12 protein-coding genes are annotated in these 12,338 nt (G+C 62.2%); 11 read left to right on the forward strand and 1 reads right to left on the reverse strand.

The genetic code is table 11. From position 1 onward, the window contains the following. Window positions 1–9: 9 nt before the first annotated feature. The 7 genes from efp to dxs all read left to right on the forward strand — a co-directional run bounded on the left by efp (window position 10) and on the right by dxs (window position 7,331). Entirely contained in the window at window positions 10–570 is a 561-nt protein-coding gene (gene efp, locus Q0G75_RS03440; RefSeq protein WP_042434932.1) for an elongation factor P, read from the forward strand. Window positions 571–972: 402 nt separating this feature from the next. Then, complete coding sequence (accB, locus tag Q0G75_RS03445; RefSeq protein ID WP_294415526.1) at window positions 973–2,859, forward strand: acetyl-CoA carboxylase biotin carboxyl carrier protein; 1,887 nt, start codon at window positions 973–975, stop codon at window positions 2,857–2,859. 1 nt (window position 2,860) lies between these two features. Continuing rightward, window positions 2,861–4,213 carry an acetyl-CoA carboxylase biotin carboxylase subunit gene (accC, locus tag Q0G75_RS03450; RefSeq protein WP_294415524.1) on the forward strand — a complete coding sequence of 451 codons (1,353 nt, stop codon included), beginning with the start codon at window positions 2,861–2,863 and terminating at the stop codon, window positions 4,211–4,213. Continuing rightward, a complete protein-coding gene (locus Q0G75_RS03455) occupies window positions 4,210–4,563 on the forward strand; it encodes an Asp23/Gls24 family envelope stress response protein (RefSeq protein WP_042434922.1) in 354 nt (117 codons plus the stop codon). The genes accC and Q0G75_RS03455 overlap by 4 nt, the downstream gene beginning before the upstream one ends. A gap of 32 nt (window positions 4,564–4,595) precedes the next feature. Continuing rightward, entirely contained in the window at window positions 4,596–5,066 is a 471-nt protein-coding gene (nusB, locus tag Q0G75_RS03460; protein WP_114620510.1) for a transcription antitermination factor NusB, read from the forward strand. A 12-nt stretch (window positions 5,067–5,078) separates the two neighbouring features. Further along, complete coding sequence (gene xseB / locus Q0G75_RS03465; RefSeq protein WP_294415522.1) at window positions 5,079–5,399, forward strand: exodeoxyribonuclease VII small subunit; 321 nt, start codon at window positions 5,079–5,081, stop codon at window positions 5,397–5,399. Between the two features lie 45 nt (window positions 5,400–5,444). Continuing rightward, complete coding sequence (gene dxs / locus Q0G75_RS03470) at window positions 5,445–7,331, forward strand: 1-deoxy-D-xylulose-5-phosphate synthase (protein WP_294415520.1); 1,887 nt, start codon at window positions 5,445–5,447, stop codon at window positions 7,329–7,331. Between the two features lie 188 nt (window positions 7,332–7,519). Here the strand turns inward: dxs and Q0G75_RS03475 are convergent, their stop codons facing one another. Then, window positions 7,520–8,026 (reverse strand): GNAT family N-acetyltransferase, encoded by a 507-nt coding sequence (locus tag Q0G75_RS03475; protein ID WP_294415518.1) that lies wholly within the window; start codon window positions 8,024–8,026, stop codon window positions 7,520–7,522. A 195-nt stretch (window positions 8,027–8,221) separates the two neighbouring features. Between Q0G75_RS03475 and Q0G75_RS03480 the strand changes: the two genes are divergently transcribed. The 4 genes from Q0G75_RS03480 (at window position 8,222) to rpsA (ending at window position 12,248) form a co-directional block, all read left to right on the forward strand. Beyond that, complete coding sequence (locus Q0G75_RS03480; protein ID WP_294415516.1) at window positions 8,222–9,496, forward strand: ammonium transporter; 1,275 nt, start codon at window positions 8,222–8,224, stop codon at window positions 9,494–9,496. Window positions 9,497–9,527: 31 nt separating this feature from the next. Further along, window positions 9,528–9,866 (forward strand): P-II family nitrogen regulator, encoded by a 339-nt coding sequence (locus Q0G75_RS03485; RefSeq protein WP_294415514.1) that lies wholly within the window; start codon window positions 9,528–9,530, stop codon window positions 9,864–9,866. Between the two features lie 396 nt (window positions 9,867–10,262). After that, a complete protein-coding gene (locus Q0G75_RS03490) occupies window positions 10,263–10,682 on the forward strand; it encodes a Fur family transcriptional regulator (protein ID WP_294415511.1) in 420 nt (139 codons plus the stop codon). A 363-nt stretch (window positions 10,683–11,045) separates the two neighbouring features. Further along, window positions 11,046–12,248: a 30S ribosomal protein S1 gene (gene rpsA, locus Q0G75_RS03495; protein ID WP_042434903.1), complete on the forward strand. Its 1,203-nt coding sequence runs from the start codon at window positions 11,046–11,048 to the stop codon at window positions 12,246–12,248. Window positions 12,249–12,338 lie beyond the last annotated feature (90 nt).

Genomic DNA, 12,338 nt, shown 5'->3' on the forward strand with positions numbered 1-12,338 from the left:
GATCTACCAGTGGCTATCTCTACCGCCGATTTCAAGAACGGAATGTGCATCGTCAACAACGGCAAGATGTGCACCATCGTCGAGTTCCAGCATGTCAAGCCCGGCAAGGGCGGCGCCTTCGTCCGCACGAAGCTTCGCGACATCAAGACCGGCCGTGTGGTCGACTACACGTTCAACGCCGGCACGAAGTTCGACACCGTGCGCCTGGAAACTCGCAAGATGCAGTACCTGTACAACGACGGTTCCGATTTCTACTTCATGGATCCCAACACCTACGACCAGATGAGCATGCCCGCCGAGACCGTCGGCGACACCGCCAAGTGGCTCAAGGAGAACGACGAGGCCAGCCTGCTGTACGCCGGCGAGGAGCTCATCAGCATCGAGCCTCAGATGTTCGTCGAGCTGGAGTGCACGCACACCGAGCCCGGCTTCAAGGGCGACACCGCCACCAACACCACCAAGCCGGCAACCTTCGAGACCGGCGTCGAGCTGCAGGTGCCCACGTTCGTCGAGATCGGCGACGTGCTGCAGATCGACACCCGCGACGGCCGCGTTATCAAGCGCGTCTAGTTCGCATCGCTTTGGCGGTCGGCGACCGCGCTTCCATATCGAACGGCTTTTGTTGCATGCCTGAAGCATAGCAAGAGACGTCTGCGGAAGCCGGTATCCGCCCATCTTGGGCGAGCCGAAGCACGGATCAAGGCCTCGTCGAGTGCGACGATATCTCCGAATGCGCCCGTTCAGGGCGCATTCGCTGTATCTGGGGGAGGTTTTCCGCGATTAGCGAGGCTCGCCACCGCGCGCGCGGATTATGGCGACTGCAGTGCTTGCAAAGCGCGCCGCCTGGGCGGCGTTTCTGTTTCTTGCCCGTGAATTCGCCGTGTGCGCACGGTATCGGCGCCGGCATCTTCTATAATCCTGGTTTCGATCAATACGGTCTGTATCACTTGAAAACGAAGGGGGTGCGAGTTCATGTCAAGGCTTCAGATCATGGATACCACTATCCGTGACGGCCAGCAAAGCCTGTGGGCCACGCGCATGAGCATCGGCGACATGCTGCCGATCCTGCCGAAGATGGATCGCGTCGGCTACTGGGCCATCGAGGCATGGGGCGGCGCGACGTTCGACTCGTGCATGCGCTTTTTGGATGAGAATCCGTGGGACCGCCTGCGTTCCATCAATGCGGCAACGCCGAACACGCCGTTGTCCATGCTCACCCGAGGTCAGAACCTGGTTGGCTATAAGCATTATTCCCGCGAGATCGTGAACCGCTTCATCAAGGCGTCCAAGCGCAACGGCGTGCACGTGTTCCGCGTGTTCGACGCGCTCAACGATATCCGCAACGTGGTGGATACCGCCGAGGCCGTCAACGAATGCGGCGGTCACTTCGAGGGCGCCATCTCCTACACCATCTCCCCGGTGCATACGCTTGACAGCTACCTTGAATACGCGCAGCAGCTCAAGGAGCTCGGCGCCGACTCCATCTGCGTGAAGGACATGGCCGGCCTTATGACGCCGTACCGCGCCGAGCGCATCGTGAAGGCGCTCAACGCCGAGATCGGCCTGCCCGTGCACCTGCACTGCCACTACGTCGGCGGCATGGCCCCGGCAAACTACCTTAAGGCCGCCGAGGCGGGCGTGTCCATCGTCGACACCGCATCCGCGCCGCTGGCCTTCGGCAACTCCCAGCCCGCCGTCGAGATGATCGTGGCGGCGCTGCAGGAAAGCCGTTACGACACCGGCCTTGATCTGGACCTGCTCTTCGAGATCGCCGAATATTGGGAGGAAGTGCGCAAGCGCAGCCACTACAAGCGCGGCGTGTCCTCGCTTATCCATATGCAGGTGTACTCGCATCAGGTGCCCGGCGGCATGATGTCCAACCTCATGAGCCAGCTCGAGGTGCAGAACGCATCCGATCGCCTGCCCGAGGTCATGAAGGAGATCCCGCGCGTGCGCGCAGAGGTGGGCTATCCGCCGCTCGTCACGCCCATGTCGCAGATCGTTGGCACGCAGGCCGTGTTCAACGTGCTCACCGGCAAGCGCTGGGGCGTCGTGTCCAAGGAGATGAAGGACTACATCTGCGGCTACTACGGCAAGGCCCCGGGACGCATCGACCCCGAGATCATGAAGAAGGTCGCGGGCAATTCGCAGGTGCTGCCCGACGACGTGGCTCCGTCAAGCCTGGTCACCACCACCTATGACGAGGTCGTCGAAGAGGTCGGCGATCTGGCCCAAAGCGAAGAGGACGTGCTCATGTACGCCCTGTTCCCCAATGAGGCGCGCACCTTCCTGAGCAAGCACCGCGCATCCGAGAAAGTCGACTTCCTCATGCAGGAGGAGTCCAGCAATACCAAGGAGGACGATTACGTGGATATCAATCAGATTCGCGAATTGGTTCGCGTTGCCGAGGAAAGCGGCGTAGGCGAGATCGTGGTCGAGGATGGCGGTCAGCGCATCGCCGTGCGCATGCCCGGCGCCATGCCGGCAGCCGCACCGGTTGCCGCCGCTCCGGCAGTCGCCGCCGCACCTGCAGCTCCCGCTGCAGCGCCTGCTGCTCCGGCCGCCGCTGCCGCCGAGCCCGAGCGTCCTGCCAACTGGTACGCCGTGAAGGCCCCCATGGTCGGCACGTTCTACGCCGCTCCCGCACCGGGCGAGCCCGCGTTCGTGAAGGTGGGCGACGAGGTTGCCGCCAACCAGACCCTATGCATCGTCGAGGCCATGAAGCTCATGAACGAGATTACCGCCGAGGAGATGGGCACCGTCCGCGAGGTGTGCGTCAAGGACGCCGACCCCGTCGAGTTCGGCACCGTGCTGTTCTACATCGAGCCCCATTCCGTCCAGCCCGTCTCGGAGCAGTAACATGTTCAAGAAAGTACTCATCGCAAACCGCGGCGAGGTGGCTCTGCGCGTCATGCGCGCCTGCAAGGAGCTGGGCGTCAAGACCGTGGCGGTGTACTCTACCGAGGACGAGAACACCTATCCCGTGCAGTATGCCGACGAGAAGGTGTGCATCGGCCCCGCCCAGGCAACGAAAAGCTACCTGGTCATGTCCAACATCATCGCGGCGGCCAACATCACCGGCGCCGACGCCATCCACCCCGGTTACGGCTTCTTGGCGGAAAATGCCGACTTCGCCCGCGCATGCGCCGACAACGACCTGGTGTTCATCGGCCCCTCCGCCGAGTGCATCGAGCGCATGGGTGATAAGTCCTCCGCCCGTGAGACCATGAAGGCTTGCGGCGTGCCCACCGTCCCCGGTTCCGATGGCTGCATCGACACCGTGGAGGAGGCTCGCCAGTTCGCCGAGAACGTGGGCTATCCCGTGCTCATCAAGGCGACCGCCGGCGGTGGCGGCAAGGGCATGCGCGAGGTTCACGACCCCGCCGACCTTGAGTCGCACTACAAGGCCGCCCGCGCCGAGGCCGGCGCCGCGTTCGGCAACGACGAGGTGTACTTGGAGAAGCTCGTGCTGCGCCCGCGTCACGTCGAGGTGCAGGTGCTCGCCGATGACTTCGGCAACAACGTGGCCCTGTGCGAGCGCGACTGCTCCGTGCAGCGTCGTCACCAGAAGCTTATCGAGGAGGCGCCTTCTCCGGCGCTGACCGACGAGCTGCGCCGCGCCATGGGCGTTGCGGCCATCAAGGCCGTGCGCGCCGTGGACTACCGCAACGCCGGCACCATCGAGTTTCTGCTGGACACCACGGGCAAGTTCTACTTCATGGAGATGAACACGCGCGTGCAGGTGGAGCATCCGGTATCCGAGCAGATCACGGGCACCGACATCATCAAAGAGCAGTTGCGCATCGCCTCAGGCGAGCCCATGAGCTGCGCTGATAGGGCACCGTTCACGCCGTTCGGCCATGCCATGGAGTTCCGCATCAACGCCGAGGATCCAGAGCACGGCTTCCGTCCGTGCCCCGGCACCATCACGCGCTTCGAGCCCCCGGCGGGCCCGGGCGTGCGCGTGGAAGCCTATGTGCATTCCGGCTCGAAGATCAGCCCGTTCTACGACTCCATGGTGGCCAAGCTCATCGTGTACGGCCAGGATCGCGAGGAGTGCCTGGCGCGCGGTCGCCGCGCCCTTGACGAGTTCGTCATCGAGGGCATCCCCACCACGCTGCCGTTCCACCGCCGCGTGCTGGATAACCAGGTGTTCTGCGCCGGCGAAGCCACCACGGACTTCATCGAAACCCAGATGGGAGATGTGTTATGAGCGATTTGACCGTTGACGGCATGGCGCTTGCGCCGGGCGTCGTCGAGACCATCGTCTCCATCGCCGTGGCAGATGTGGACGGCGTCGCCAGCGTGGGCAACGCCCCCGCGGCAAGCCGCGGCATCCGCGGCGTGCTCGGCGGCAAGCCCTCCACGTCCGGTATCGAGATCGCAGCGGACGAAAACGACAAGCTGCAGATCTCGGTGCGCATCGACGTTTATTATGGACATGTGCTGCCCGACGTGGCGGCTGCGGTTCGCCAGTCCGTGGCGGACGCCGTGGCAAGCCAGGTGGGCGCGCAGGTTGGATCGGTCGACGTCTACATCGACGGCGTCCAGTTCAACCGTTAGGAACAAGAAGAAGCACAGGGGATTATTTGCACATGGCATCGAAAAGACACGAGCGCACGACGGCACGTCGCGTCGCGCTGCAGGTTCTGTACACCGCCGAGATCAAGGGCGCATCCGCTGCTCAGATCGTGGCTGAAGGCGTCTTCCCGTCCGAGGAGGGCCCGCTTTCGGAATACGCTCAGGACCTGGTGCGCGGCGTCGAGCAGAACCGCATCGTCATCGACGGCAGCCTGAAGGCCGCTGCGGAGAACTGGTCGCTGGGCCGCATGCCCATCGTCGACCGCTCCATTCTGCGCTTGGCCGCCTACGAGATCATGTTCGTTCAGGATGTGCCCACCAGCGTCGCCATCAACGAGGCGGTGGAGCTGGCGAAGGATTTCGGCGGCGAGGACGATTCCCCGCGCTTCGTCAACGGCGTGCTGGGCCGTATCGCCAAGGACATCGACGATGGGGCTGCTGCGGCTCCCGCAGGCGATGACCCGGCGCAGCCCCTAGTGCTGTAAGGGCGCGATTCGGTGGCATTGGAATCGTACGGGTCCTTCGAGGAGCTCAAAAGCCGCCTCGATGAGATCGTCGAAGCGGTAAACGATAAGGATTTACCCTTGGACCAGGCGCTTTCCCTGTATGAGGAAGCGGTTGGGCTGGGGCTTCGCGCAAGCGATCTGCTTGAGCAGGGCATCGACGAGGCCAGCGTCCAAGAGGCGCTGGCCTCCGAGGCCCCGGCAGGGCTTGCCGATGATTCGGCGCAACCTGCGGCATCTGCAGCGGGCGCGCATAAGGAAGGTCAAGCGGACGGCGGCGCGGCACGGCAAGGCCAGGCCGCCGCTTCCGTCTAGGTCGCGCAAGGCGATCGGATGGCATGACAAAAGGAAAGGCGCAGCATGAGCGATAAGCGCATTCTGGACATAATCGCATCCCCTGCCGACCTGAAGCTCCTCAGCAATGAGGAGCTATCTATACTTGCGGGCGAGATCCGCCAGGAGATCGTGACCACCACCTCGAAAACCGGTGGCCACGTCGCCTCTTCTTTGGGTGCGGTGGAGATCATCTTGGCGCTTCACAGCCTGCTTGATTGCCCCAAGGACAAGATCGTGTTCGATGTGGGGCATCAGGCGTATGCGCACAAGCTGGTCACCGGACGCTTAAAGGACTTCGGCACGCTGCGCACCTATGGCGGCCTTTCCGGTTTTCCTAAGCCCAGCGAGAGCCCCTACGACGTGCACTATTCCGGGCACGCATCCGACTCGCTTTCGGTGGCGCTTGGCTTGGCGGAGGCCCGCGATTTGGCGGGTGCCGACCAGAAGGTCGTCGCGCTCATCGGCGATGCGGCGCTTTCCGGCGGCATGGCCTTCGAGGCGCTGAACAACATCGGCCAGGCCCAAACGCCCATGGTCATCATCTTGAACGACAACGAGATGTCCATCTCGCACAACGTTGGCGCGCTCATGAAGCACTTGGGTTATATGCGTGCATCGTCGCAGTACCGTCAGGCGCGCGATAACGTGCAGGAGCATCTGGAGAGCAGCGGCCCGGTGGGCAAGGCCATCACCAACTTCGGCCGTAGCATGAAGGAATCGATGAAGCAGTTCGTCATTCCGCATTCCATGATCTTCGAGCAGCTGGGCATCGTGTGCACGGCGCCTATCGACGGGCATAACATCGCGCAGCTGAGGGAAACGCTGCGAGCCGTCCTGAACGCCGATGGCCCGGTGCTCATGCACGTGGTCACGCGCAAAGGCCAAGGCTACATGCCCGCGGTGCGCAACCCTGAGAAGTTCCACGGCATCGCGCCCTACAACATCGCAACCGGCGAGGTCATCAAGTCGGGCAAGCCCTCTGCGCCGAAATACACGAACGTGTTCGGCAAGGCATTGGTCGCCGAGGCGGAGAACAACGCCGACATCGTCGCCATCACCGCTGCCATGAAGGGCGGCACCGGCCTCGACGAGTTCGCCGAGAAGTTTCCGAAGCGGTTCGTGGATACGGGCATTTGCGAGGAGCACGCTGTCGGTTTCGCCGGCGGCCTGGCAGCGAATGGTAAAAAGCCCGTGGTGGCGCTGTATTCCACGTTCATGCAGCGCGCCGTCGATCAGATGATCATCAACGTTGCGCTGCCGAAGCTCGATGTCGTCTTCGCCATCGACCGCGCCGGCATCGTCGGCGCCGACGGTCCCACGCACCATGGCGTGTTCGACCTGGTGTATGCCCGCATGGTGCCCAACATGCGCGTGCTGGCGCCTTCGAACGAGGCTGAGCTTGTGCATGCGCTGCGTACGGCGCTTGCCATGGGCGGCCCGTTCGCCATCCGCTATCCGCGCGGCGAGGGCGAGGGCGTGCCGTTGCCCGAGACTCCCGAGGTGCTGCCGGAAGGGGAGGCACGTACGGTGCGCGAAGGCGAGGATGTTGCCATCTTGGCGTTCGGCCGCATGGTCGGCCAGGCTTTGGCCGCCGCAGATGCGCTTGCCGAGCAGGGCATTAGCGCCCGCGTGGTGGACATGCGCTGGGTCAAGCCGCTTGACGTGCAGGCTATTCGGGCTGCCGCCGAAACGAAGCTGGTCGTCACGGTGGAGGAGGGCGTCATCGCCGGCGGCGCCGGCGAAGGCGTGCTCGGCGAGATGGCGCTCATGGGCCTGCATACCCCGGCGCTGAATCTGGGCATCAAAGACGCGTTCGTCACGCAAGGCGGGGTGGGGCAGCTGCTCCACGAGCAGGGCCTTGACGCCGAAGGCATCGCCGCCAGCGTGGAAGAGCGTTACCGGGCGCTGTAGCCCGCAGCTTTTTGCCGCGAGAACAGCAAAAGGCCCTGTGCCGTTCGGAATCCGTTTCATGCAAGCTGCAGAGGCATGCGCTTGCATCGCCGACCAGGTCGGCTGACGGAACCGAGGGCGCGGGGCCTTTCTTGCGCCATGAAGCCGCCGAAGGCTTCATGGCGCACGGGTCGCGCGGATGAAAGCGGTTAGGCTTCCTTCTCCATCACGTAATCATCCATGGCGAACCCGTTGCCGATGTCGTTCTTGACGGATTCGATGGTCACGAAGCCCTTGCCGTAATAGGCTCGAATGCCCAGATCGTTGTGCTTGTTCACGGTCAGATACATGCTATGCAGGTCGCGAGCGCGGCAAATATCGGTATAGAAGCCGATGATCTGGGACGCATAATGCTTGCCGCGCTCCTCGACAAGCAGGTAGATCTTCGAGATGAAGTAACGGCTGGTCTGCGGTTCCTCGCAGCCGCCGGTGTAGCCCACGGTTTTGCCGGCTTCGTCGACCACGAACCAGTATTCATAGGCGTGTTCCGCCATATCACGTTTGATGGCTTCCAGGCTTTGGAACTTCTCGACCATGTAGTCGGTCTGCGCATCGCCGATGATCGCGGGCCAGTACTCGTGCCAAATCTCATCAGCCAGCTTCGCCAGCTTTTCTTGATCCTCGTCCGTTTCAACGGCAACGAATCGCACGCCCATAAGCCCGTTCCTTTCACGCAAGTTCGCCTGTTTCCACATTGTAACACCCGCGTCTCGTGCTCGTTACAAAGCGTTTCCCGACTCGTTAACAATGACGATCCTCTCAAAAGGCCAGGTCAAACAGTGGCACTATCGAATGCGTAAGAAAAAGGTGCTCAGAGGGAATGGGTATCGGAAAACGAAGGAGGTAGCACGATGTTTGACACGGGTTCAACGGCATTCATGCTGGTGTGCGCCATGCTCGTCTTGCTCATGACACCGGGTTTGGCGTTTTTCTACGGAGGCCTGTCGCGTCGAAAGAACGTCGTGAACACGATGGTCATGGTGTTCTCAGCCATCGGCATCGTGGCGATCACGTGGACGATCTGCGGTTGGTCGCTGGCATACGGCGAGGACGGCTCTAGCCCGTTCTTCGGAGGTTTCGATCAGCTCGGCTTCCTTGGCGGCGTGACCGACATGCTCGCCGAGGCGGATGCGGTTCCCGAGGATGCGACGTATCCGGCGATCATCGACTTCATCTTCCAAATGGCGTTCTGCATGATCACCACCGCCATCATCACGGGTTCCCTTGCCGGCCGTATGAAGTTCGGCGCGGTGTGCGCGTTCGTGGCGGTGTGGACCATCGTGGTGTATCCGCCGCTTGCCCACATGGTTTGGGGCGGCGATGGCAGCCTTATCGGCGACGCCATCGGCGCGCTCGACTTCGCCGGCGGCGACGTCGTGCATATCTCCTCCGGCCTTACCGGCTTGATCTTGTGCCTCATGCTCGGCAAGCGCAAGGGCTTCGGCATGATGAGCTACCGTCCGCACAACGTGCCGTTCGTGGCCTTGGGCGCAACCCTTCTGTGGTTCGGCTGGTTCGGCTTCAACGCCGGCTCCGAGTTCGTGGCTGACGGCGTTGCCGGCCTGGCCCTGATCAACACCGTGGTCGCCTCTGGCGCGGCGCTCATCTCCTGGATGATCGTCGAGCGCGTGAAGGTGGGCAAGCCCACGCTCGTCGGCGCCGCAACCGGCCTTGTCGCCGGCCTGGTCGTCATCACCCCGGCTGCCGGCTTCGTCGAGCCCTGGGCCGCCATCATCATGGGCCTGATCGTGTCTCCCATCTGCTACTTCGCCATTTCGTTCTGCAAGGCGAAGATCGGCTACGACGATGCGCTCGACGCCTTCGGCTGCCACGCGGTCGGCGGTATCGTTGGCGGCATCTGCACCGGCATCTTCTGCGTGCCCGAGCTGTCCTGGACCGACTTCGGCGGCCTTCTGTACACCGGCGACGTGAGCCTGCTGGGCAGCCAGATCGCCGGCATCGCCATCACGATCGTGTTCGTCGGCGTCCTCGACGTGGTGCTCGCCTTCATCGTGAAGGCATGCTTCAAGGGCAGCCTGCGCGTCAGCGAGGAAGAGGAAGCGCAAGGTCTCGACATTGCGGCCCACGGCGAATCCGCTTACCCTGCATACATCGGCCTGGACTAAGCTGCGGCTAGCGTTTGAAAGGAGTTGAACCATGAAGAAGATCACCGCTATCGTTCGTCCTGAAAAGCTTGAGCCGCTCAAAGACGCCCTGTTCGCGGCACAGGTTTCGGGAATGACCATCTCGCAGGTGCAAGGCTGCGGGTCCCAGCATGGCTGGAAGGAGTACTATCGCGGCACCGAGGTGCTGTTGAACATGGTGCCGAAGGTGAAGTTCGAGATCATCTGCGATGACGCCGAGGTGGACGCGCTCATCGACGTGATCAGCGCCACCGCTCGAACCGGCAACGTGGGGGACGGCAAGATCTTCGTCTTCCCGGTTGACGAGGTGGTGCGTATCCGCACCGGCGAGCGAGGAGACGAGGCTATCTAGCCTTTTGCGAACTGGTTGCGACCGCGATGTTCTCATGAGGACAATGCGCCTGTAAGAAGCTTGAAGGCCTCCCGTTTCTGGAAATGGGAGGCCTTCTTATGCGTGCGGGCCTTTCGCGGGATCGAGGGAGTTGCAAACCCGTTCGGAGCATAGGGGCCATCCCGTCTCCCGGAACGTGTGAAATGGGATGGCCCCGATGCTTGCCGCTTTCCGCGGAACCGCGGCGATTGCGAATTTGCTTGGAGCTTGAGCCTTCCTGCTCCCGCTTTTGGAGCAGGAGGGTCCCTTCGTTACGCGAAACCCGATGGAATGGTTGTGAGCGAATTGCATAAGGCTTACTAGCGATATAGAATCCTATTAAGAAGAAAGCCTGACAAGAAGGATAGGAGCAACGCGATGACTGCGAACGATCAGGTCCAAAGCCCGCGCGGCTCGCGCAACACCAAGCAGCGCGCGGTGGTGCTCGATGCGGTGCGTTCGCTGCACAACCATCCGACGTCGGCGGATATCTACGACGTGGTTCACCGCGATCACCCCAACGTGTCCCGTGCCACCGTGTACCGCAACTTGAGCGTGTTGTCGGATCGCGGGGAGGTTTTGCGCATTCCCGTGCCCAACGCGGCGGATCGCTACGACTTCCGTTGCGATAACCACTTCCATGCGAGGTGCAGCCGTTGCGGCGGCGTCTTCGATATCGAAACGGAGGGCATCGACCCCTTTGCGCGCATCGTGAACGACTACGGGTTTGAGGTAACAGGTTTCGACCTGGCGTTTTCCGGCGTGTGCCCCGATTGCCGTCGCGATAGCGGGGAATAGCTCGGTCTGCGATGGCGTGCGCTCGATTTGCGTGCTAAAGGGCATGGGCCGCAAGACGGGCGATCGTTGTGGCTGGTTCGGCCAGGGGCACAAGGTTGCGGGTGCGGGCCAAATCGAGCGCTTTGCCGTTCCGCGTAGAAATCGTGCAGGGCGGAACGCTGTTGGAAAATAATGGTTTGGATGGCGCATTGCGCATGGTATACTCGATTGGCTTATGGGAAGGTCCCGTAAGCATTGGTAATGTAGGCCCCCGAGACATGTTTGTTGCACTGCTAAAAGGGAGCATCTCCTGCAAGCGAACATGGTTTATGTAGCAATCATTCATGACGAAGGGTCCCCGGCAAAGTATGGAAGGGGTCCGTTTTGACCGACATCAAGAACACGTCCGTCATCGACTTCGAGGACATCTCCGACGATCAGATGAACCAGATGATCGACGGCACGCTGACCGAGTTCGACGAGGGCGACCTGGTCAACGGCACGGTTGTCAAGATCGAGCATGACGAGGTGCTGGTGGACATCGGATTCAAGTCCGAGGGCGTTGTGCCCGTCCGCGAGCTGTCCATCCGCAAGGACGCCGATCCGTCCGAGATCGTCAATCTCGGCGACGAGATCGAGGCTCTGGTCCTGCAGAAGGAGGACAAGGACGGCCGTCTGATCCTGTCCAAGAAGCGTGCCGAGTACGAGCGCGCCTGGATCAGCGTCGAGGAGAAGTTCAAGGCTGGCGAGACCGTCACCGGCGAGGTTATCGAGGTTGTCAAGGGCGGCCTGATCCTGGACATCGGCCTGCGCGGCTTCCTGCCTGCGTCTTTGGTCGACCTGCGTCGCGTCAAGGACCTGGACATGTACCTGCACACCGAGATCGAGGCCCGCGTCATCGAGATGGACCGCAACCGCAACAACGTTGTCCTGTCCCGTCGCGTGCTGCTTGAGGAAGGCCGCAAGAACGAGCGCGCCGAGATCCTCTCCAAGCTGTCCAAGGGCATGCGCCTCAAGGGCACGGTTTCCAGCATCGTCGACTTCGGCGCCTTCGTTGACCTGGGCGGCATCGACGGTCTGGTCCACATCTCCGAGCTGTCCTGGAACCACGTCAACCATCCGTCCGAGGTCGTCAAGGTCGGTGACGAGGTCGAGGTCGAGGTTCTGGACGTCGATCTGCAGCGCGAGCGCATCTCTCTGGGTCTGAAGCAGACCACCGAGGATCCGTGGATCAAGCTGGTCGAGAGCTACCCGGTCGGCTCCATCGTCGACGGCAAGGTCACCAAGACCGTTCCGTTCGGCGCCTTCGTCGAGCTGGGCCAGTCCATCGAGGGCCTGGTGCACATCTCCGAGATGGCCATGCGCCACATCGACACGCCTGCTCAGGTCGTCAAGCCTGGCGACATGGTCAAGGTCAAGGTCATGGAGATCAACCCCGACCGTCGTCGCATCAGCCTGTCTATGAAGGCCGCTGCTGCTGAGATGGGCTTCGAGATCCCCGTGGACGAGTCCATCCAGGTTGAGGAGAAGCCGGCTAAGAAGCGCGAGAAGAAGGCTGACAAGCCCGCTGAGGAGCAGGCTGAATAAGCTGACCTAAGCCTCAAGCTTTAAGCTGAAGCGTGAATCCTGCAAGGCCCCCGGCATACGCCGGGGGCCTTGTTGCGTCTGAGGGCTGCC

This window comes from uncultured Senegalimassilia sp., assembly GCF_934636665.1.
Classification (GTDB): domain Bacteria; phylum Actinomycetota; class Coriobacteriia; order Coriobacteriales; family Eggerthellaceae; genus Senegalimassilia.

Excerpts from the sequence above, each read along its gene's own strand:
- Q0G75_RS03480 (WP_294415516.1), top strand. The coding sequence starts at position 8,222 with ATGTTTGACACGGGTTCAACGGCATTCATGCTGGTGTGCGCCATGCTC.
- Q0G75_RS03475 (WP_294415518.1), bottom strand. The coding sequence starts at position 8,026 with ATGGGCGTGCGATTCGTTGCCGTTGAAACGGACGAGGATCAAGAAAAG.
- accB (WP_294415526.1), top strand. The coding sequence starts at position 973 with ATGTCAAGGCTTCAGATCATGGATACCACTATCCGTGACGGCCAGCAA.
- dxs (WP_294415520.1), top strand. The coding sequence starts at position 5,445 with ATGAGCGATAAGCGCATTCTGGACATAATCGCATCCCCTGCCGACCTG.
- Q0G75_RS03455 (WP_042434922.1), top strand. The coding sequence starts at position 4,210 with ATGAGCGATTTGACCGTTGACGGCATGGCGCTTGCGCCGGGCGTCGTC.
- nusB (WP_114620510.1), top strand. The coding sequence starts at position 4,596 with ATGGCATCGAAAAGACACGAGCGCACGACGGCACGTCGCGTCGCGCTG.
- Q0G75_RS03485 (WP_294415514.1), top strand. The coding sequence starts at position 9,528 with ATGAAGAAGATCACCGCTATCGTTCGTCCTGAAAAGCTTGAGCCGCTC.
- accC (WP_294415524.1), top strand. The coding sequence starts at position 2,861 with ATGTTCAAGAAAGTACTCATCGCAAACCGCGGCGAGGTGGCTCTGCGC.
- Q0G75_RS03490 (WP_294415511.1), top strand. The coding sequence starts at position 10,263 with ATGACTGCGAACGATCAGGTCCAAAGCCCGCGCGGCTCGCGCAACACC.